The 19509-nt window shown below is 72.2% G+C and carries 22 protein-coding genes; 11 read left to right on the top strand and 11 right to left on the bottom strand.

What is annotated here, in order from left to right:
- Window positions 1–22: 22 nt before the first annotated feature.
- Complete coding sequence (gene dinB / locus VH969_RS00450; RefSeq protein WP_331968441.1) at window positions 23–1216, bottom strand: DNA polymerase IV; 1194 nt, start codon at window positions 1214–1216, stop codon at window positions 23–25.
- A 37-nt stretch (window positions 1217–1253) separates the two neighbouring features.
- On the opposite strand from dinB, the gene VH969_RS00445 reads away from it, so the two are divergent.
- From VH969_RS00445 to VH969_RS00435, 3 genes are all read left to right on the top strand, one after another.
- The gene (locus VH969_RS00445; protein WP_331968437.1) at window positions 1254–2402 is read left to right on the top strand and encodes an epoxide hydrolase family protein; all 1149 of its coding nucleotides are present in this window, start codon (window positions 1254–1256) and stop codon (window positions 2400–2402) included.
- 36 nt (window positions 2403–2438) lie between these two features.
- Window positions 2439–3386: a hypothetical protein gene (locus tag VH969_RS00440; RefSeq protein WP_331968434.1), complete on the top strand. Its 948-nt coding sequence runs from the start codon at window positions 2439–2441 to the stop codon at window positions 3384–3386.
- 165 nt (window positions 3387–3551) lie between these two features.
- On the top strand, window positions 3552–4592 hold the full coding sequence (locus tag VH969_RS00435) for a S1 family peptidase (protein WP_331968431.1): 1041 nt from the start codon (window positions 3552–3554) through the stop codon (window positions 4590–4592).
- Between the two features lie 86 nt (window positions 4593–4678).
- Here VH969_RS00435 and VH969_RS00430 read toward each other — a convergent pair whose 3' ends face one another.
- Together VH969_RS00430 and VH969_RS00425 are read right to left on the bottom strand one after the other, a co-directional pair.
- Window positions 4679–5083, bottom strand: a complete 405-nt coding sequence (locus VH969_RS00430) for a nitroreductase/quinone reductase family protein (RefSeq protein WP_331968428.1) — start codon at window positions 5081–5083, stop codon at window positions 4679–4681.
- A gap of 131 nt (window positions 5084–5214) precedes the next feature.
- A complete protein-coding gene (locus VH969_RS00425) occupies window positions 5215–5715 on the bottom strand; it encodes a MarR family winged helix-turn-helix transcriptional regulator (protein ID WP_331968425.1) in 501 nt (166 codons plus the stop codon).
- Window positions 5716–5738: 23 nt separating this feature from the next.
- Here VH969_RS00425 and VH969_RS00420 point away from each other — a divergent pair, with 23 nt between their 5' ends.
- On the top strand, window positions 5739–6293 hold the full coding sequence (locus tag VH969_RS00420; RefSeq protein WP_331968422.1) for a carboxymuconolactone decarboxylase family protein: 555 nt from the start codon (window positions 5739–5741) through the stop codon (window positions 6291–6293).
- Window positions 6294–6346: 53 nt separating this feature from the next.
- On the opposite strand, the gene VH969_RS00415 is transcribed toward VH969_RS00420, so the two are convergent.
- From VH969_RS00415 to VH969_RS00400, 4 genes are all read right to left on the bottom strand, one after another.
- Window positions 6347–6907, bottom strand: a complete 561-nt coding sequence (locus VH969_RS00415; protein WP_331968419.1) for a GNAT family N-acetyltransferase — start codon at window positions 6905–6907, stop codon at window positions 6347–6349.
- Window positions 6908–6935: 28 nt separating this feature from the next.
- A complete protein-coding gene (locus tag VH969_RS00410) occupies window positions 6936–7577 on the bottom strand; it encodes a PepSY domain-containing protein (protein ID WP_331968416.1) in 642 nt (213 codons plus the stop codon).
- A 75-nt stretch (window positions 7578–7652) separates the two neighbouring features.
- On the bottom strand, window positions 7653–8930 hold the full coding sequence (locus tag VH969_RS00405) for a HAMP domain-containing sensor histidine kinase (RefSeq protein WP_331968413.1): 1278 nt from the start codon (window positions 8928–8930) through the stop codon (window positions 7653–7655).
- 3 nt (window positions 8931–8933) lie between these two features.
- Window positions 8934–9617 (bottom strand): response regulator transcription factor, encoded by a 684-nt coding sequence (locus VH969_RS00400; RefSeq protein WP_331968410.1) that lies wholly within the window; start codon window positions 9615–9617, stop codon window positions 8934–8936.
- A gap of 103 nt (window positions 9618–9720) precedes the next feature.
- Between VH969_RS00400 and VH969_RS00395 the strand changes: the two genes are divergently transcribed.
- Window positions 9721–10206: a hypothetical protein gene (locus VH969_RS00395; RefSeq protein WP_331968407.1), complete on the top strand. Its 486-nt coding sequence runs from the start codon at window positions 9721–9723 to the stop codon at window positions 10204–10206.
- On the opposite strand, the gene VH969_RS00390 is transcribed toward VH969_RS00395, so the two are convergent.
- Window positions 10207–10920, bottom strand: a complete 714-nt coding sequence (locus VH969_RS00390) for a Clp protease N-terminal domain-containing protein (protein WP_331968404.1) — start codon at window positions 10918–10920, stop codon at window positions 10207–10209. It lies immediately after the preceding gene.
- Between the two features lie 291 nt (window positions 10921–11211).
- Between VH969_RS00390 and VH969_RS00385 the strand changes: the two genes are divergently transcribed.
- From VH969_RS00385 to VH969_RS00365, 5 genes are all read left to right on the top strand, one after another.
- Window positions 11212–12270, top strand: coding sequence for a LacI family DNA-binding transcriptional regulator (locus VH969_RS00385; protein WP_331968401.1), 1059 nt, complete (start codon window positions 11212–11214; stop codon window positions 12268–12270).
- A gap of 94 nt (window positions 12271–12364) precedes the next feature.
- Window positions 12365–14200 (top strand): GH39 family glycosyl hydrolase, encoded by a 1836-nt coding sequence (locus tag VH969_RS00380; protein WP_331968397.1) that lies wholly within the window; start codon window positions 12365–12367, stop codon window positions 14198–14200.
- A gap of 16 nt (window positions 14201–14216) precedes the next feature.
- A complete protein-coding gene (locus VH969_RS00375; protein ID WP_331968394.1) occupies window positions 14217–15752 on the top strand; it encodes an alpha-amylase family glycosyl hydrolase in 1536 nt (511 codons plus the stop codon).
- Between the two features lie 58 nt (window positions 15753–15810).
- Window positions 15811–16236 (top strand): nuclear transport factor 2 family protein, encoded by a 426-nt coding sequence (locus VH969_RS00370; RefSeq protein ID WP_331968391.1) that lies wholly within the window; start codon window positions 15811–15813, stop codon window positions 16234–16236.
- Between the two features lie 222 nt (window positions 16237–16458).
- Entirely contained in the window at window positions 16459–16737 is a 279-nt protein-coding gene (locus VH969_RS00365) for a hypothetical protein (protein ID WP_331968388.1), read from the top strand.
- 43 nt (window positions 16738–16780) lie between these two features.
- On the opposite strand, the gene VH969_RS00360 is transcribed toward VH969_RS00365, so the two are convergent.
- On the bottom strand, window positions 16781–17158 hold the full coding sequence (locus VH969_RS00360) for a VOC family protein (RefSeq protein ID WP_331968385.1): 378 nt from the start codon (window positions 17156–17158) through the stop codon (window positions 16781–16783).
- Between the two features lie 86 nt (window positions 17159–17244).
- Window positions 17245–17865, bottom strand: coding sequence for a C39 family peptidase (locus VH969_RS00355; RefSeq protein WP_331968382.1), 621 nt, complete (start codon window positions 17863–17865; stop codon window positions 17245–17247).
- A 163-nt stretch (window positions 17866–18028) separates the two neighbouring features.
- On the opposite strand from VH969_RS00355, the gene VH969_RS00350 reads away from it, so the two are divergent.
- Window positions 18029–18982, top strand: coding sequence for a helix-turn-helix transcriptional regulator (locus VH969_RS00350; protein ID WP_331968379.1), 954 nt, complete (start codon window positions 18029–18031; stop codon window positions 18980–18982).
- A gap of 10 nt (window positions 18983–18992) precedes the next feature.
- Here VH969_RS00350 and VH969_RS00345 read toward each other — a convergent pair.
- On the bottom strand, window positions 18993–19509 hold a 517-nt coding region (locus VH969_RS00345; RefSeq protein WP_331968376.1), incomplete at its 5' end, for an EAL domain-containing protein.

The raw sequence follows: 19509 nt of genomic DNA, 5'->3' as shown, positions 1-19509 counted from the left end.
GTGTACGGCGAGCCGGAGCCCGTCAGTCCGGGAGCATGGGGACCTGGACGCCCGGGTCGCGGCCCAGCAACACCGCGCGGGTCACCGCCGTCGAGCCGTACCGGTCCCGGACGTGATCGAGCGCTGAGTCCAGCGAACCGGCCGGGTACCGGTCGAACGGCAGCGCCAGCTGGACCGCGTCCACGTTGTCCAGGTTCGCCAGCGAGATCCCGACCAGCGTGCAGCCCCGCTCGTCGAGCAGGCCCATGACGTCCCGCAGCAACGTGCGCGCGGTGTCGAGCAGGACCTGCGTGTCGTCCGTCGCGTGGAACAACGTGTGGGAGCGTGTGGCACGGGCGGAGTCGGCGAACCGCAGGCGCAGCACGACCGTCCGGCACACCCGCTTGGCCGCGCGCAGCCGCCGCGACACCCGATCGATGATGGCGGACAGCGTCGCGTCGAGGTCATCGCGCGTGTGGGGGCGCCATCCGATCGCGCGCTGCGAGCCGATCGACCCACGCCGATGGCCGACCCGCACCGGGCGCGGGTCGTAGTTGTGTGCCAGCGCGTGCAGGTGCCGGCCCGACCCCTTGCCGAGCATGCCGACGAGCGACGACTGGGCCAGCTTCGCCACGTCCGCCACCGTGTACACCCCGCGGGAGTGCAGCTTCTCCGCGGTCACCCGGCCGACGCCCCACAGCCGCTCGACCGGCAGCGGGTGCAGGAACTCGAGCTCGGAGTCCGGCGGCACCAGCAGCAGCCCGTCCGGCTTCGCCACCCCGCTCGCGACCTTGGCGAGGAACTTGGTGCGCGCGATGCCGACGGTGATGGGCAGGCCGACCTGCTCGAGTACGTCCGTGCGTAATCGCTCGGCGATCTGAAGCGGCGTGCCGGCGATCTTTCGCAGGCCGCCGACCTCGAGGAAAGCCTCGTCGATCGAGATGCCCTCGACCAGTGGCGTGGTGTTGCGGAAGACCTCGAAAACCGCCTTGCTCGCCTCGCTGTAGGCCGACATCCTCGGCGGTACGACGACCGCGTGCGGGCACAGCCGCAAGGCACGGTGACCGCCCATCGCGGTGCGCACCCCGCACCGCTTGGCCTCGTAGCTGCACGCGAGCACCACGCCGCCGCCCACGATGACCGGCCGGCCGCGCAGGCTCGGGTCGTCGCGCTGCTCGACGGAGGCGTAGAACGCGTCCAGATCGGCGTGCAAGATGGTCGCACCGGTCACGAACATATGTTCGCATCGACCACCGACAGAATGGGAGCGCCGCATGTCTGCCGGGGTGACACCGTTCCGGATCGAGGTTCCCGGCGCCGAGCTCGACGACCTTCGGGAGCGCCTCGCACGCACCCGCTGGCCCGAGCCGGAGCCGGTCGCGGACTGGTCCCAGGGCGTGCCGCTCGGCTACCTCCGCGAGCTGTGCGACTACTGGCGCACCGGCTACGACTGGCGGCGCACCGAGGCCCGGCTGAACGGGCTCCCCCAGTTCCGCACCGAGATCGACGGCCTGCGCATCCACTTCCTGCACGTCCGCTCGCCGCACGAGGGCGCGCTGCCACTCGTGCTGACCCACGGCTGGCCCGGCTCGATCATCGAGTTCGAGCAGGCCATCGGGCCGCTGACCGAGCCCGACGATCCGGCGGACGCGTTCCACGTCGTGTGCCCGTCCCTGCCCGGGTACGGGTTCTCGGACAAGCCCGCCGCGCCCGGCTGGACCGTGCAGCGCATCGCCCGCGCGTGGGCGGAGCTCATGGCGCGGCTCGGCTACGACCGCTACGGCGCGCAGGGCGGCGACTGGGGCACGAGCGTCACGACGAGCCTGGCTCAGCAGGATGCCGCGCACCTGGCCGGGATCCACCTCAACCCGCCGATCGCCGCGCCCGACCCGGACACGTTCGGCGACCTGACCGACCTCGAACTCGCGGCGCTCGACGACCTGGCGCACGCGGGCGAGTACGAGTCCGGCTACTCCGCACAGATGTCGACCAAGCCGCAGACGGTCGGCTACGCGCTCACCGACTCGCCGGCCGGGCTCGCCGCGTGGATCGTGGAGAAGTTCGCCTCGTGGACCGACTCCGGCGGGCGGCCCGAGGACGTGCTCGGCCGCGACGCGATGCTCGACGACGTCACGCTGTACTGGCTGACCCGCACGGCGGCGTCGTCGGCACGGCTGTACTGGGAAAGCATCCGCCAGGTCACGAAGTGGTTCACCGAGTCGACCGAGGACACGGTGCCGGTGCCGACCGGCTGCTCGATCTTCCCGAAGGAGATCCCGCGGCCGTCGCGCCGGTGGGCGGCGAAGCGGTACCCCGACATCCGGCAGTGGCACGAGCTGGACCGGGGCGGGCACTTCGCCGCGTGGGAGCAGCCGGAGCTGTTCGTCGACGAGGTGCGGTCGTTCTTCGGGCTGGTGCGGTGATCGTGTTGTCCGTGCGCGCAGCGGACGTGACCGGTCGTGCAGCGCCGCTGCCGGCACGCCGCCGCCGCGGGCATCGTGTCCCACGTGGACACCGACCCAGCCAGCAATGTCGTGGTATTCCAGCTCTCCCGCGGTCAGGACGAGAGCGTCGCCGCGCACGGGCCGACCATCGCCGACGACAGCGTCCGGCAGGCGTGGGACCTGGCCCAGCGCGAGCACGGCGCGCGACCCGAGGACGTCGTCGCGCTGATGTCCGAGTGGGAGCCCTCCGCCGCGGACAACGTCTTCATCGAGCGGACGTTCCCGGGTGCGGCGGTGTACTACACGTTCCCGCGGCCGGACCCGCACCGCTGGCCCGACGCGCTCGCGGCCGCACGCCGGCAGATGGAGGAGAAGGCCGCGGAGCGGGTCCACGACCGGTGCGAGGAACTGCAGCGCGAGGGCGAGCTGCTGCCGATGCTGTGGAGCGAGTCGTCACCGCAGATCGACCTGCTCGCGGCGATGCCGCACTACACGCTCGTCGCCGACGGCCTGCACGTGTCGCTCGCGATGGTCGGCTCCGCGCCGAACGGGCGGATCGGCATCAGCCACCTGACCCACCACCACTTCGGCGAGGAGGGCGTGTGGGGTGAGGCGGGCACGTTCGAGGAGCTGTACGAGGCGGCGTGCGCGAACCTCGCGGCGGGGCTGCGGATCGAGGAGTACGACAACGGCGTGCTGAACATGCACCGCGAGGGCACCCTCGCCGCGCCCGCGGTGTGCCTGCCGGACTTCCACTCGTACGTCTCCGGTCTGGTCGGCGAGGAGCGGTTCGTGGTCGGCCTGTACTGCCCGCAGCACCTGCTGATCGCAGCGGAGTCCTCCCCGCACGCGGACACCGTGCGGTCCATGATCATGGAGACGGACTACCCCGCGTCGGAGTCGGTCCCGAGCCTGCTGCGGGTGGACCGCCGCGGCATCACGATCCTCGCGGAGCGCCGCTAGCCGCCACCCACGCAGGGGAGCCCGTTCGGCCGCAGGGCCACCCGCCGGGTGGCCGCCGCCGGTCGACCCGTTGACCGCTTGTGACGCCCCTGCCTCGTGGGGTGAGCTGTGGCCACGGCAACCCGCCGTCCCGGCGCGAGCCGGAGACCCTGCAGGAGGCGGAACATGCGATTGGTTCGAAGAGTCCTGGTTCGAAGAGTCCTTGTCGGCGCTGCCAGCGCGGCACTCGCCACGGCCGGCGTCATCGCCGTCGCTCCCGCGGCCACGGCCGCACCATTGGGCGCGGCCGCGGCGAGCGACCTGGCCGGCACCCTCGGCGCGGACCGCACGGCCGGCGTCTACCGCGATGCCGCGACAGGCCGGATGGTCGTCAACGTGACCGACGCCGCGGCGGCGGCGGCCGTGCGTGCGTCGGGCGCGCAGGCCCGGGTCGTCCGGTTCAGCGACCGCGAGATGAACCAGCTCATGGCCCGGCTCGACACCGGCCTCGCCGGCACGGCGTGGGCCGTGGATCCGGTCGCCAACCAGCTGGTGATCAGTGCCGACCGATCGGTCGGCGCCGCCGAGGTCGCCACGCTGCGGGCCGCCGCGGCACGCTCGGGCGGCGCGGCCCGGGTCGAGACGCTGCGCGGCACGATCGGCCCGCTGATCTCCGGCGGTGACGCGATCTACGGCGGCCAGTTCCGCTGCTCGCTCGGCTTCAACGTGCGCAGCGGCAACACCTACTCCTTCCTGACCGCCGGTCACTGCACCGACGAGGCCACGGAGTGGTTCGCCGACGCCAACCACAACAACAAGCTCGGTGACCGGACCGGAACCAGCTTCCCCGGCAACGACTACGGCATCGTGCGCTACACCAACACCTCGATCGCCATCGACGGCACGGTCGGTGGCCAGGACATCACCTCGGCCGGCAACGCGTTCGTCGGCGAGTCGGTGACGCGGCGCGGCAGCACCACGGGTGTCCACAGTGGCACCGTCACCGCGCTCAACGTCACCGTGCATTACTCGAGCGGCGGCACGGTGCGCGGCATGATCCAGACGAACGTCTGCGCGGAACCCGGTGACAGCGGTGGCCCGCTGTACGACCGCTCCACCGCAATCGGCCTCACCTCGGGCGGCAGCGGCGACTGCCGGTCGGGCGGCACGACGTTCTTCCAGCCGGTGACCGAGGCCCTGAGCAAGTTCCGCGTCTCGGTGTTCTGAGCCGGACCCGATGTCGGCGGACGGGGCCCGCCGGCATCGGCAGCCCGGATGTCACCCTTCTGCCGTGAACCACCCGATCGGGACGTTCACCGGCGGACGAGCTCCACGACCGGAATCGTCCGGCTGAGCTTCTCGTCGTACTCGGCGAAGAACGCGTACCGCGACGTGATGTTCTCCCACTGCGCCCGGTAGTCCTCCCCCTCGAGCGGGGTCGCCGTCGCCTCGTACCGGCCATGTCCTATCTCGACGGTCACGTCCGGCGTGGCCACGAGGTTGTGGTACCAGTCGGGGTGGGTGGGCGTGCCGCCCGCGGCCGCGACGACGAAGAGCCGGTCGTCGTTGCGCACGAACATCACCGGCGTCGTGTGCGCGTTGCCGGTGCGCTTGCCGGTCGTGGTCAAGAGCAGGATCCGGTCGCGATGCATGCCGTCGATCTCGCCGCCCGCCCGGAACTGCTCGATCACCTGCCGGTTGCGTTCCTTCAGGTCCACGACTGCGTCCTCTCCGCGCTGATCCCGTAGCCGCCCGGTGAGCCTAGCCCCTCCCACCGGCGAAACGGGCGTCCGCGACCGATCTCCACCGGCCGTTCCGCCGGCCAGCCGAGGGTCCGCGATCGCGGGAGTCACGACGAGAACCAGGCCGGGGTGTCGAGCCGCCAGATGCCGGCGGGCGTGACTGCGCGCAGCGCGGACTCGATCTCCCGCACGCGGTCGGCGCCGAGCGTGCGGACCCACTGCGCGCGAAGGTCATCGAAGATCGCGGCCGAGCGGGCGAGGAGATCGAGGCCGCGGTCGGTGAGGCGGACCAGCTTGCGGCGCGCGTCGCGGTCGTCGCTGGCACGGGTCACGTAGCCGAGCTTCTCCAGTCGGTCGATGGTCTTGCCGGCGGCCTGCTTGGACACGCCGAGCCGCCGGCCCACCTCGCTCGCGGTCGCGCCCGCGGTGCCGATGGCCTGCAGCGTGAACCCGTGTACCGGACGCGCCTGCGCGTGCCCCTGGCGCGCGAGCTCGGCGTGCAGGGCCTCGATCAGCGTGCGGAAACCGGCCAGGAGCAGCAGCGGCAGCTCGAATCCCGGCGGCTCGTTGCCAGAATCGACAACCCGATTTACTATTTCGTCAACCACGTTGTCTAACGTAGTGGAGAGTCATGTTCGCCGACCACACCGTCGAGTCCGCCCCGCCAGCGGCCCGCCGCATCCTGTCCGCCACCGAGAGGCAGCTCGGCTACCTGCCCGCCGCGATGGCGCGGATGGCGGAGGCGCCACAGCTGATGGACGGCTTCCTCAAACTGTCCGGCATGTTCGAGAACACCTCGCTGGACCCGCTTGCCCGCGAGGTCCTGATCATGACGATCGCCCGGCGCAACGGCTGCCATCTCTGCATGGCCATGCACACGGCCAAGCTCGTCGGCCTGTCCGCCCCGCCGGCGGTGATCGCCGCGCTGCGCGACGGTGAGCCGCTCGACGACCCGCGGCTGGCGGAGCTGCGCCGGTTCACCGAGGACGTCGCCGACGCCGCCGGCGACGTGGGCGAGGCGAGGGTGGCGACGTTCCTGTCGCACGGCTTCACGCGCCGGCAGGCACTCGAGGTCGTGCTGGGCATCGGCACCTACACACTGTCCACTTTGGCCAACCGGCTCACCGAGGCCCCGGTCGACGAGCCACTGCGGGAGTTCGCCTGGGAGCCGCAGCCGGCGCGGTAGTTGCCGGCTGCGCGACTTTGCCGCCTCGTCGGTCGCGGCCGGCGAAGGCGGTGCTACGCCGGAGAAAGCTGGTCGGGGGCCCGCCAGGTGAACAGGACCATCGGGCACTCGTCGACGTGGAAGTGGGTCTCCTCGCACCAGCCGCCGCGGCGGTACATGCCGGCGGCGGGGGCCTCTGGGTGGGTGCACAGCCACGCGGCGGGCCAGCCGTCGGTGAAGCGGGTGAGCAGCTCCCGGCCGATCCCCCGCTGCTGGTGTCTCGGGTCGACCATCAGCTGGGCGACCACGAGCGCCGGTTCGACGAGCCGGGCGGCCACCGTGGAGGTGACCGCCGCGGCCAGTGCGTCGTCGAAATGGTTGCCGCCGCCCAGGTTCGGTCCGGCGGGCCAGCCGTACACGGTCCCGATCAGCCGGCCGTCGCGCTCGGCGACGAGTCCCCCGAAGCCGCCGCGACCGAGGTGACCGGTCAGCCGGTCGCGGAACCCGGCGAGGCGCTCGGCCGACTCCCACCACGGTGGCTCGGTGAAACAGCGCCGGTACAGGCTTTCGAGCCGGGCGGTGTGCCGGCCGAGCTGGATCGCGTCGGTATGGCGGACGCTGATGCCTCGGTGCACAAACAGCCAGGTTAAACCCGGCAAACGATCAACGGTCACCGCCATGGTCACCGCCATGGTCGTCGCCTGGGGCGTCGTCGCCGCCGTGCCCGCCGTGGTCGTCACCGGCGGGATCGTCCGCGCCGCCGCGGCCCGAGGACCCGGAGCCCGAGTTGCCGGAGCCCGGGTCGGTGGCGCCGCCGTGGTCGTCGCCCACGGGGTCGTCCACCCCGTGCCCGCCGCGGTCGTCCCGGTGGTCGTCCCCGCGGTCGTCACGGCGGTCGTCACGGCCGCCCCGGTCGTCGCGGGCCTTCGTGTCGACGCGCGTCGTCGCGCCGGTCTCGGCGTCGACGCGGATGTCGTAGCGGACGCCGTCCTTGACGATGCTGACCTTCCACTCGAGCCGGCCGTGCTCGAACTCCGCCTCGACCTCGCGCACGACGCCGCCGCCGAGCCGCGTGCGCACCAGCCGGGCCGCGTCGTCGGCCGAGAGCCTCGCGGTACTCGACGTGGTGGGCGGTGAGGTGGTCGGCGTGGTGGTCGGCGAGGTGGTCGTGGACGAGGTGAGCGCCGTCGGGATCGCGACCGCACCGGCCGCCCCGGAGTCGCCCGTGCCCAGCGCCCACGCAGTGCCGCCGGAGACCACCAGCGCGCCCGCGGCCGCTGCGACAACGATCGTCTTCCTGTTCATGGTGGAGTCCTTCCCTTTCCTTCGGAACGCCACCAACACTGCCGAGCACGGGCCTAGCACCGCGCTGCACGACGGTTAAGACGGCGCTAACGCGCCGAGCTCCACCACGACGGTCAGCCCGGGCGAACCGGGTTCGAGCCGGACCTCGCCGCCGGTGTGCTCGGCCGCGCGACGCACGATGTCCAGCCCCAGCCCGCTGGAGCCGGACCCGCTGACGCCGCGGCGCAGCGCACCGGTGGCCGGGCCGGGCAGGCCCGGGCCGGAGTCGGCGACCACGAGCGTGGCGCCGCCGGGCCGGCCGGTCAGCCGCACGGCGAACGGCGTGCCGTTGGGCGTGTGTGCGAACACGTTGCCCAGCAACGCGTCCACGCACGCCTCCAGGTCCGCGCGCGGCAGCTCCACCCGCAACGGCCCGGGTCCGATGTCGACGGTCAGCGCGCGGTCGGTGTCCTCCGCGAGTACGGCCCAGAACGCCACCCGCTCACGCACCAGCTCGGTGGCGTCCACACCGGACGGTTCGGCGCCGCGGCGGCGGGCCTGCTGGATCACGTCGGTCACCGCCCGGTTCACCGCCTCCACGCCGGCGGTGATCCGCTCGGCGTCCGGCGGGGACAGCGACTCGGCCTCCATGCGCAGCGTCGTCAGCGGCGTGCGCACCCGATGCGACAGGTCGGCGATCGTCTCGCGCTCCTCACGCAGCAGGCCGGTGATCCGTCCCGCCAGCCCGTTCAGCGCGCCCGCGACCACGCCCAGCTCCCCCGGCGCGGACACGTCGGCCCGCGCGGTCAGCTCGCCGCGGCCCAGCCGGTGCGACACGGCGGCGAGGTCGATCGTAGACCGGACCAGCCGGCGCGCCAGCCGGTCGGCGACCACGAGGCTGACCGCCAGCAGCGCGAGGCCGAGCCCGGCGAGCAGGAGCCACGCCCGGCCGACCCCGCGGGTCAGCTCGGCGTCGGGCACGAACGTGCGGATCACGCCGGCCATGCCGGCCGGCCGGTCGACGGCGAACACGATCTCCCGTCCACCCGGCACCTCCGCCGACGCGCTCTTCCCGCGCCAGGCGAGCTCGACGAGCGAGGAGCGCTCCGCGGGTGCGCCGTACCGCACGTTCCCGGTGAGGAAGACCGTGATGTCGTAGCCGCTGCCGGCGTCGGCCTGCTGCACGGTCAGGTCCAGCGCCTCGGATTCGGACGTGGTCGCCACGAGCGAGGTCAGTGCCTGGGCCTGGGCGGTCGCCTGCTGCACTGCGTTGTCCGCGGCGGCGCTGCGCACGAGCAGCGCGAGCGGCACGAGGAAGGCCACGAGCACGAGCAGCGTGGTGGCGGCGACGAGCAGCAGGACGCGGCGGCGCACGGCTCAGCCCTCCGGTGCCGCGAGCCGCACGCCCACGCCACGCACCGCGTGCAGGTAACGGGCCTGCTGGGCGGTCTCGCCGAGCTTGCGGCGCAGCCACGACAGGTGCACGTCGACGGTCTTGTCCGCGCCGCCGTAGGGCTGTTGCCAGACCTCGGTGAGCAGTTCCCGCTTGCTCACCACCTCCCCCGCCCGCGCGGCCAGGTAGTACAGCAGGTCGAACTCGCGCGGCGTCAGCTCCAGCTCGCGGCCGTCCAGCGACGCCTCGCGCGAGCGCGGGTCCACGCGCAGGCCGCCGACCTCCACAGCCATCACGCGGTCCTCGTCGGCGCCGCGGCGCAGCACCGCGCGGATGCGGGCGTCGAGCTGCGCCACGCCGAACGGCTTGACCACGTAGTCGTCGGCGCCGGCATCGAGGACGGTGACGATCTCGGCCTCGTCGTCGCGGGCGGTCGCGACGATCACCGGCACGTCGCTGACGCCGCGCAGCATGCGCAGCATCGCCGTGCCGTCCAGGTCGGGCAGGCCGAGGTCGAGGACGACGACGTCCGGGCGCGCGCTCACCGCCTGCTCCAGGCCGGCCATCGCGGTCGGCGCGGAGAACACGGCGTGGCCGCGGTCGGTCAGCCCGCGGATGATCGACGAGCGGATCGTCGCGTCGTCCTCGACGACGAGTACCTGCGCCATGTGGTCGAACACTAAGGCACGCGGGCGTGCGCGGACCGGGCGCGCGGCTCCCCTAGCGCGGCGTTAGGACTCCCTTAACCATCGCGGCCGGCATACTGCGAACGTGATGAGGGCCCGAGCCATGCGCTTCACGACCGGCGTCGTGCTGTGGCTGGCCGCCGCGGCGGCCGCCACCACCGTCGGGATCGTCGCCGTGAGCGCGATCGGCACGGACATCTTCGGCGCGAGCGCGCAGCGGCCGCTCAGCGAGTCCGAAGTGGACGCTCAACTGGCGGAGACCACGACACCGGCCACCATGACGACCCCGCCGTCCTCGTCCGCGGCGCCCACGACCACGCCGCCCGCGACCAGCCCGCCCGAGACCCGGACCACCGCCGTGCACTCGGCCGGCGGCACGGTGCTCGCCCGCTGCGTGCCCGGTGGCGTGGAGGTCGTCGGCACCTCCCCCGCGCAGGGCTACGGGGTCGACTCGGCGGACGAGGGCGTCGACGACCACCCGCACGTCCGCTTCCGCTCGGGTGACCGGGAGGTCGAGGTCCGCCTGCGGTGCGTCGGCGGCGAGATCCAGCCCGAGATCCGGAGCAAGTGACTACCCGGCCCGCGCCTCCAGCCGGTCCAGCCGGCGCAGCACCGGCTCGAGCGCCGTCCGGATCGCCTGGTTCACCATGTTCACGACGGGACTGGCGCCGGCCAGCTTGGCCTGCTCGTAGCCCATGAGCGCGGCGCCGACCGCGTGCCGGGCCGCGCGCAGCTCCACGCCGAGCCCGCGCAGCACCTCGCCGCCGGCACCGTCCGGCTCGGCGAGCAGGCCGAGCAGCAGGTGCTCGCAGCCGACGTAGTTGTGGCCGAGCGCGATCGCCTCGGCGACCGTCATCTCGAGCGCGTTCGCCGCCGTGGTGCTCATCCGTCGCGCGTCGCCGCCCCCCTCGGGCGGCGCGAGCTCGCCCACCGCGCGGAGCACGAGTTGCGGGTCGACGTCGATGGACCGCAGCACGTGCAGCGCCAGGTTCGTGCCCTCGGTGACCATGCCGGAGAGCAGGTCGCGGGTGCCGACCTCGGCGGCCCCGCGCTCCCGCGCGTTGGTGATCGCGAGCGTGACGACGTTCTTGGCGCGCTGGGTGAACTGGGTGAGCCCGGCCGTCGGGTCGGCGTCGGACAGGTCGCCGATGACGGCGGCCCGGATGGCGCTGACGCGCTTGACGGAAACCTCGAGAGCGCGCTGGCACACGGCCGAGACCGGCAGCCCGGTCTCCTTGACGGCCTCGGCGAGGTCGTCGGGCAGGTACACGTTTATCTTCGGCATACCCCCATGTATACCCCTCTATGGGGTTAGGTACAAGCCACGTCTTCCGACCGCCGGCTGGTCCACTATGGACAGAGGTTGGCGACCGGCACGCACGCGAAGCTCGCGGAGTCCGACGCGCGAGGGTGGTCGAGCTCGGGACCCACGCGGACCTCGTCCGGACCGGCGGCCGGTACGCGGAACTGTGGCGAAGCTGGACCGGGGCGGGTACTGGGGGTTAACTCGTTCCCGCTGCCCGATACGCCGGGTAGCGTTGGCAAGCTGAATGCGCGATACAAGGACGGTTACCGGGTGAGTGCCCCCACGGTCTATGACGTCGCCGCCCGCGCACAGGTCTCGATCGCGACCGTGTCCCGCGTCTACCGCAACCCGGACACGGTGCGTGCGACGACACGTGAGCGGGTGCTCGCGGTGGCACGCGAGCTGGGCTACGTGCCGAGCGGCAACGCGCGCGGCCTGGCCAGCCGCACGACCGGGGTGCTCGGCCTGTGCTTTCCCGACTACGCCGACCCCGAGGTCGACAACCCCGGGGACGGTTCCGACGACGCCGCCGACGATCCCGAGCACATGCTCTACGCGGACGAGATCACCCGCGGCATGGAACGCGCGGCCCGCCGGCACGGGTACGCGCTGCTGATCGCGGCCTCGCTCGAGGGCGGCCCCGAGAGCCTGGTCGCGAAGGTGGCCGGACGGGTGGACGGGTTCGCGGTGCTCGCCCGTACCGTGCCGACCGAGGACCTGGAGATCATCGCCCACCGGCTGCCGATCGTGATGATCGCGGGGCCGCGCGAGATCGACCATCTCGACCACCTGCAGGTGGCCAACGACGAGGGCGAGTACGAGCTGACCCGGCACCTGATCGACGACCACGGGCTGACCCGGCTCGCGTTCATCAGCGGCGGCGAGGACTCGCCGGACGCGGCCGCCCGGTTCCGCGGCTTCCAGCGCGCGCTCGGCGACGCGGGCCTCCCGGTACCGGCCGAGCCGGCCACCCGCGGCAACTTCACCCAGGCCGACGGCCGGGCCGCGGCGGAGCGGCTGCTCGATGCGGGCGGCGCGGTGCCGCAGGCCCTGGTGTGCGCGAACGACCAGATGGCCGTCGGCGCGCTGCAGACCCTGGAGCGGCGTGGCATCCGGGTGCCCGAGGACGTGGCCGTGGTCGGCTTCGACGGCATCCCGCTCGGCCGCGTGGTGCGGCCCAGCCTGACCACGGTCAGCCAGCCCATGCGCCGTCTCGGCGAGACCGCGGTGGACCTGCTCGTGGAGCGGCTGCGCGACCCCGACCGCCAGCCGCGCTCGGTCATGCTGCCGGTCAACCAGACCCGCCGGACCAGCTGCGGCTGCCCCTGATCTGCGAGGAAGGGGCTTGGTTCCCTTGCGGGGAGCCGCTGCCCGCGCATAGTGTATGCGCTTACAGGGAGCGCTTACAGGCAAGGGGGCAGCGGTGACCGAGACCAGCGCGCGAGCGGACTGGGAGCAGCGGATCGGACTGCCGAGCGACGAGCGGCTCACCGGCATCGGTGAGCTACCGCCGCCGCGGGAGCTCGTCGCGGAGCCCGGCACCGGCCTGGTCCGGCTGGACTGGCGGCCGGTGCAGGGCGCACTCGGCTACCTCGTGCACCGCGCGACCTCGGCCGACGGTCCGTTCGAGCCGCTCGACCATCTCGGCGGCGACGTGCTCGCGGTGCCCTGCCCGCCCTACGCCGACACGCTCGTCGAGCCGGGCGAGACCTACCACTACCGAGTGGCCACGTGGAGCGACGAAGGTGCGGGGGCACTGTCGGCGACGGCCTGCGCCGCTCCCCTTCCGGCGGGACCGGCGCCGGCGCGGGTGGTCGTGTCCGTGGACGCGACCACGGCGCCGGCCCCGCTGCCGGACGTGTGGCGCCGGATGATCGGCGCCGAGCACTTCTCGCTGCTCGTCTGGGACAAGCCCGGACCCGGCGGCTCGGACGTCGCCGCCGAGTACGCCGAGGCGCTGCGCATCATGCGCGACGAGGTCGGCGTGCGCAGCGTCCGCGCGCACGGCACGTTCCTGCCGGAGACGGTCACGGTCGGGGAGGACGGCTCGTTCGACTTCGCCGGCCTCGACGAGGTGTACGACCGCTTCCTCGAGACCGGGCTCAAGCCGGTCGTCGAGCTGTCGTTCATGCCGGCCGCGCTGTGCGCGGATCCCGGGTACACCGTCTTCGACTACAAGGCGACGGTCTCGGTGCCGCGCGACTGGGCGCGCTGGGCCGAGCTCGTCCGCGACCTGACCGTGCACCTGCGGGAGCGCTACGGCGCGGACGAGGTCGCCACCTGGGAGTTCGAGGTCTGGAACGAGGCCAACCTCGAGGTGTTCTGGAACGGCACCCAGGACGACTACCACCGGCTCTACGAGCTCGCGGCGCGCGCGGTGAAGAGCGTCGACCCGCGGATCCGGGTCGGCGGGCCGTCCTCGGCCGCGGCGGGCTGGGTGGGGGCGCTGCTCGAGTACTGCCTGGCGAACGACGTGCCCATCGACTTCGTGTCCACCCACACCTACGGCAACGCGCCGCTGGACATGCGGCCGCTGACCCGCTCGTACGCGAAGGCCACCGGCAGGGCAGAGCCGGAGATCCTGTGGACCGAATGGGGCGTGACGCCCACGCACTTCCACCGGGTCAACGACACGGTGTTCGCCGCGCCGTTCGTGCTGCGCGGCATGAAGAGTGCGCTCGACACGACCGACTGCCTGTCCTACTGGGTGGCCTCCGACCAGTTCGAGGAGCTCGGCTGGGCGCCGAAGCTGCTGCACGGCGGGTTCGGCCTGCTGACCGTCGGCAACCTGCGCAAGCCGCGGTTCTGGGCGCTCGCGATGCTCTCCGCGCTGGCCGGCGGCCGGATCCCGGCGACCGTGACCGGCGACGGCGGCGAGGCGCTCGTCGAGGCGCTGGCCACGAAGACGGCGTCGACCGTGGACGTGCTGGCGTGGAACGGCACGCTCGATCAGTCCAAAATCGACGGTGCAAGGATCCTCGACCGGTCGGCGACGGTGGAGCTGTCCGGGCTGGCGCCAGGCCGGTACGCGGTGGTGTCGGCGCGGGTCGACGAGGCGCACGCGAACATCGCGCGGACCTGGGCGCGGCTCGGCGGCGGGGACTGGCCGAGCGACGACCAGTGGGAGGCGCTGCGCGCCGCCGACACCCTGCCGATCGAGTACCTTGCGGACGTGGCGGTCGGCGCGGACGGAACCGCGTCGGTCACGGTGGAGGTACCGATGCCGGGAATCCGATCGCTGCGGCTGACCCGGCGCTGAGGAGCGAGGAGCGTACATGGCCGACTGGTTGGCGGATGCCGTCCTGTACCAGATCTACCCGCAGAGTTTCGCGGACAGCAACGGCGACGGCATCGGCGACCTGAACGGCGTGGAGTCCAAACTGGACTACCTGGCCTGGCTCGGCGTCGACACGGTGTGGCTCAACCCGTGCTTCGTCTCCCCGATGCGCGACGCCGGCTACGACGTGGCGGACTACTTCGCGATCGACCCGCGCTACGGCACGGGCGACGACCTGGCGAAGCTCGTCGACTCCGCGCGCAGGCGGGGGATCCGGGTGCTGCTCGACCTCGTCGCCGGGCACACGTCCGACCAGCACCCGTGGTTCCAGCACTCGGCGAACGACCCGGCCGACCACCGTTACGTCTGGTCGGACCGGCAGGCGCCGGGCTTCCAGCCCTCGCCCGGCTCGCGGCCGGGTTTCTACCTGCCGAACTTCTTCCCGGTGCAGCCCGCGCTGAACTTCGGCTACGCGCGGATGGATCCGGACGAGCCGTGGCGCCAGCCGGTCGACGCCGAGGGACCGCGGGCGAACCGCCAGGCGCTGCGCGACATCATGGACCACTGGCTGCGCACGGGCGTGTCCGGTTTCCGCGTGGACATGGCATCGTCGCTGGTGAAGGACGACGCCGGCAAGGCGGAGACGGCCAAGCTGTGGCGGGAGATGCGCGGCTGGATCGACTCGGCGCACCCCGACGCGGTGCTGCTGAGCGAGTGGGCGCAGCCGCACGTGTCGGTGCCGGCGGGCTTCCACGCGGACTTCTTCCTGCACTTCGGGTCCAGCCAGGCGTTCCGCTCGCTGTGGCACAACGGCGCGGTGTACGACGACACGTGGCGCCCGGCGCGCGCGTGCTACTTCGACCCGTCGGGCGCGGGCACGATCTCGGAGTTCCTGGCCGAATGGGCCACCGCGACGACCGTGATCGGCCGCAACGGCCATATCATCCTGCCCACGTCCAACCACGACTTCCCCCGCCTCGTGGCCGGTTCCCGCAGCGCGGACCAGGCCCGCGCGGCGTTCGTCTTCGTGCTCACCTGGCCGACGCTGCCTGCCGTGTACTACGGCGACGAGATCGGCATGCAGTACCAGCCCGGCCTGCCGGACCTCGAGGGCGCGACGCTGGGCCCGCCGCGGGCCGGCTACAACCGGGCCGGTTCCCGCACCCCGATGCAGTGGGACAAGGCGGACCCCGAGGTGACCTACCTGCCGCCGCACCCGTCCCCGACCCGCCCGAACGTGGCGGACTCGCAGGCCGACCCGGACTCGCTGCTGAACCTGGTGCGCGAGCTGATCGCACTGCGCAAGGCGAACCCGTCCCTGGGCTCGGGCGGCGGAGTGGAGATCCTGAACCCGGGTTACCCGTTCGTGTACCGCCGGGGCGGCGAGTTCACGGTGGCGGTGAACCCGTCGTTCACCCCGGTGACCGCGGACATCCCGGCGGCAGGCGAGCTGGTGCTGGGCCGGGGCACCAGGCACGAGGCGGGCCGCCTGCACCTGGACAGGTTCAGCTACGCGATCTACAAGGCGAGCTGAGAGAACGGACGAGGTCCCGCGACGGATGAGTAGCGCTGGTTCGGTTACCTTGACCGCCATGTTCCAGACCGACACGGCGGCCTTCGTGCGCCGCTTCGCCGAGGAGTGGGCCGAGCCGACCGTCGAGGGGCTTCTCGCGCTGACGCACCCGGACGCCACGTTCCGCCAGCCGCTGGCCGCGACGGCCCGTGGGCGTGCGCGCCTGGAGAACGTCCTGGACGAGCTGCTGTCGACGATCCCGGACCTGCGCGGCGAGGTGGTCAGCTGGGCGCAGGCCGACGAGGACACGGTGTTCGTCGAGCTGCGCCTGCACGGCACGTTCGGCCGCAAGCCGATCGAGTGGGTCACGGTGGACAAGATCGTGCTGCGGGACAACCTGATCGTCTCGCGCACGGCCAACTTCGACGGCCTGCGGCTGCTCGGCGCGCTGGTCCGCCGCCCGCGCGGCTGGCCGGCCTGGCTGCGCGCGAAGCTGGACCGCTGATGTCCCCTTTGCACACTCACGAGGTGGCCCGTTCGGCCGATCGCGCTGGTACGTCCGGAACGCGTGCGTATCTGGGCCTACCCCGCGTGCTCCATACAGGTAACGGTCTGTTAGGAATTTCGATGAAACCGAACGGGCCCAGCGAGCATCCAACGAATTGTCAGAGCCGAGTGCTACAACAGACTCGCAAGTGAAATCGAACAGGCACAGGAAACGACGATCATGTCCACCGCCCGAACCATGCAGCCACCCGAAGGTCTGAACCACCGAGCCATCTCCATGCTCCGCGCGGTAGTGGCCGGCCGAGCCCAGATCAGCTGCAGCAGCGAGCCGGACCTGTTCATCGACAACGTGCCCTGCTGTGACCAGTTCACCGCACACATGCTCGCGCACGCCGGGCTGATCGAGGCCGCGACGGGCGGCGATGTCGGCGACCTCGTGCCCGCGCAGCTGACGGCCGAGGGCGTCGCGGCCATCGCACCCGCGCCCGCCGCCGCCTGATTCGGTCCGCATCCGCGGAATTCTCAGCCCGGCGGATGGTGCGCTAGCTTCGCACGTCTTTTCGCAGCGGGTGCTCGGAGGGTATTTCCACGAGCACTATGCGTAAGCCGTCCGGATCGACGATCCACATTTCGAGAAGTCCCCACGGTTCCTGTTGAGCTTCGCGAACAATGTGAACGTTGCGTTGTCTCAGCTCACGCGTGGTAGCGGCGATGTCCCGCACCTGCAGCCACAGCACCACGCCCGCGCCCGGCCCGTCGCTCGCCTGCCCGGAGACCTCCAGCAGGCCGTTGCCGGTGAAGAAGACCGTGCCGCCGGGGAACTCGCGGTAGACCGCGAGCCCGAGCGTGTCGCGGTAGAAGGCCAGCGACCGCTCCGGATCCCGCGGCCGGACGATGACGCGGCTGCTCAAGAACTCCATGTTCCGAGCATCCACCACGGGTGCGCCCACCACCCACCCCGGCCGCTGTGGATCAAGGTCGAGGTGGGTGGCGTTTCGGGTCAAGGTCAGGCGCTGTAGCCCTTCGGTGGGATCAGCGTTGCGAGCTGGTTGAAGGTGAGCCAGTAGATCTGGTTGCCGCTGAACGAGGCGGGGTCCGCGATGAGCACCGTGCGGTCGACGTCGTTGTAGCCGATCACCGTGAAGTAGTGGTAGATCGTCTGGTCGGGCGGGTAGCCGGGGGGCTGGTTGCCGGGCGGGGCGACGATGTTCGCGACGATGGCGTAGCCGTTGTCGATGTCCAGCACGATGTCGTTCCACAGCAGGTCCCGCTGGGCCTGCGTGGGCGGGTCGTTCGGCATCTCCTTCGTCTCGTACCAGCCGACGTAGTTGCTCAGCACTCCGGTGACCTGGCCGATCCAGTCCGTGCCGCCGGTGTCGGTGCCCAGCTCGGCCGCCAGGGCCGACTGGCTGCGGTAGACCCCACGAGCAGAGAGCGCTATCCGGGTGGCGGCCGGGCCGCACCAGTACCCGGTCTGCTGCACCTGGTAGTCGACTTGCAGGATGTGGTCGGCGGTGGCGTGGACGTTGGTGAGAGGCGCCGACAGCGCAGAGGCGTCGGCGAACGCGGGCACGGAGAACGCCAGTGCCAGGACGGTTGCGGGCACGACGAGCAGGCGTGTGCGCATGTGGATCTCCCCGAACTTGTAGTCAACTGCTCACCAACTGTCGAGGTATTCGGTTAGCGGCGCCAGGGCCGGGCGGTGGCTCACCTGCGCTATGGCGCACATGCGCCAGCCACCGACTTTCGGCGCGTTGACCGGGCTCGATGGCGCTTTCTACGCTGCGCCGGTGCAGGACGTCCTGGACCCCGACAGCGACCAGGGCCGGGTCTATCGCACGCTCGCCACCCGCGGCCGTTGCCGGCCGGACCAGCTCGCCCGGCACACCGGGTTGCCCGTGCCGGCCGTCACGACCGCCCTCGAGGCGATGGCCGGGGCCGACGCCGTCCTGCTCGTCGACGGCGAGGCCGGCCTGTGGGAGGCACGCCCGCCGCACCGGGTGCTGGTCGCGGTGCTGGGCCTCGAGGACGAGCGCCGCGCCGGGCTGTGGCGCGCCGGCGCCGAGCTCGACCGGCTCTACCAGCAGGCGCGGCGCGACACGGACCCCGGCGTGGAGACCATCGAGCACCCGCTGGACCTCATCGCGCTGACCCGGCAGCTGCAGGAGCGGTCGAGCGGGTGCATCCGGTGGCTGGACCGCCCGCCGTACCACAGCAAGCCGCACCACTTCGCCGCGCAGGAAGAGCTGCAGACCCGGCGGATGGCGGCCGGGCTGCGCTACCGCACCGTCTACCACCAGGCCGTCTACGACGACCCCGGCCTGTTCGCGAGCATGACCCGCATGGTCGAGCGCGGCGAGGACGCCCGGGTGCTCGCCGACCTCCCGGTGAAGCTCATGATCGGCGACGAGCACACCGCGCTGCTGGTGCCCGAACCCGACCGCGCGGGCGTGGCCGAGTCGCTCGTCGTGCACGCGGGCGGGCTGCTGAAAGCCTTCGCCGGACTGTTCGAGACACTGTGGACGCTCGGCATCCCCGTGTCGGGCGACCGTGCTCCGCTGTCCGAACAGGACAGAAAGATCATCGCGCTGATGGCGGCGGGGGTGACCGACGACGCGATCGCGCGGCGGCTGCAGCTGTCCCGGCGGACGGTCGTGCGCCGGATCGCCGTGCTGCTCGACCGGCTCGGCGCGACGACCCGGTTCCAGGCCGGGGTCCAGGCCGCGCACCGCGGGTGGCTCTGAGGCGGGCCGGTCAGGCGACGAACAGGTGCTCCGCGTCCTGCGGCGAGCCGGCCGTGCCGGTGAACTCGCCCTGCGCGAAGTCGGCGCCGACCGCGTGCCACCAGTCGAACTGGGCCTCGGCGCAGATGTCGCCGACGATGACCGGCGTGCCGGAGTCGCGCACCAGTGCCACGAGCTCGCGCATGGCGCGGGTGAACAGCGCGTCCGCACCCATCCGCTCGACCCGCGCCACCGCGACGCCCGACATCTTCACCGCGCGCACCGGCAGGTCTTCGAGGCACGCGAGGTCGCCGCGGGTGGTGCCGAACTCGTAGAGCACGACCGAGATGCCGAGGTCCACGAGCACGTGGAGGTTGTCCTCGGCCAGCCCGTCGGTCATGCACAGGGCCTGCACGGGCATGCCGAGCTGCAGCTGGTCGGGCTCGAGCGAGGCGTCGGCGAGCACGGCCCGCACGGTCGACACGAGGTCGGGGTCGCCGGCCAGCTCGCGCGACAGCTCGACGTACAGCTTCGGCAGCCCGCCGTCG

The sequence above is a fragment of the Actinophytocola sp. genome, assembly GCF_036555685.1.
GTDB lineage: Bacteria > Actinomycetota > Actinomycetes > Mycobacteriales > Pseudonocardiaceae > Actinophytocola.
This window is presented reverse-complemented; position numbering and strand designations above follow the sequence as displayed.

What these genes read in the sequence shown, in the direction of transcription:
- dinB (WP_331968441.1), bottom strand. Translation starts at nt 1,216, where the DNA reads ATGTTCGTGACCGGTGCGACCATCTTGCACGCCGATCTGGACGCGTTC.
- VH969_RS00445 (WP_331968437.1), top strand. Translation starts at nt 1,254, where the DNA reads ATGTCTGCCGGGGTGACACCGTTCCGGATCGAGGTTCCCGGCGCCGAG.
- VH969_RS00435 (WP_331968431.1), top strand. Translation starts at nt 3,552, where the DNA reads ATGCGATTGGTTCGAAGAGTCCTGGTTCGAAGAGTCCTTGTCGGCGCT.
- VH969_RS00420 (WP_331968422.1), top strand. Translation starts at nt 5,739, where the DNA reads ATGTTCGCCGACCACACCGTCGAGTCCGCCCCGCCAGCGGCCCGCCGC.
- VH969_RS00410 (WP_331968416.1), bottom strand. Translation starts at nt 7,577, where the DNA reads ATGAACAGGAAGACGATCGTTGTCGCAGCGGCCGCGGGCGCGCTGGTG.
- VH969_RS00400 (WP_331968410.1), bottom strand. Translation starts at nt 9,617, where the DNA reads ATGGCGCAGGTACTCGTCGTCGAGGACGACGCGACGATCCGCTCGTCG.
- VH969_RS00390 (WP_331968404.1), bottom strand. Translation starts at nt 10,920, where the DNA reads ATGCCGAAGATAAACGTGTACCTGCCCGACGACCTCGCCGAGGCCGTC.
- VH969_RS00375 (WP_331968394.1), top strand. Translation starts at nt 14,217, where the DNA reads ATGGCCGACTGGTTGGCGGATGCCGTCCTGTACCAGATCTACCCGCAG.
- VH969_RS00370 (WP_331968391.1), top strand. Translation starts at nt 15,811, where the DNA reads ATGTTCCAGACCGACACGGCGGCCTTCGTGCGCCGCTTCGCCGAGGAG.
- VH969_RS00365 (WP_331968388.1), top strand. Translation starts at nt 16,459, where the DNA reads ATGTCCACCGCCCGAACCATGCAGCCACCCGAAGGTCTGAACCACCGA.
- VH969_RS00360 (WP_331968385.1), bottom strand. Translation starts at nt 17,158, where the DNA reads ATGGAGTTCTTGAGCAGCCGCGTCATCGTCCGGCCGCGGGATCCGGAG.
- VH969_RS00355 (WP_331968382.1), bottom strand. Translation starts at nt 17,865, where the DNA reads ATGCGCACACGCCTGCTCGTCGTGCCCGCAACCGTCCTGGCACTGGCG.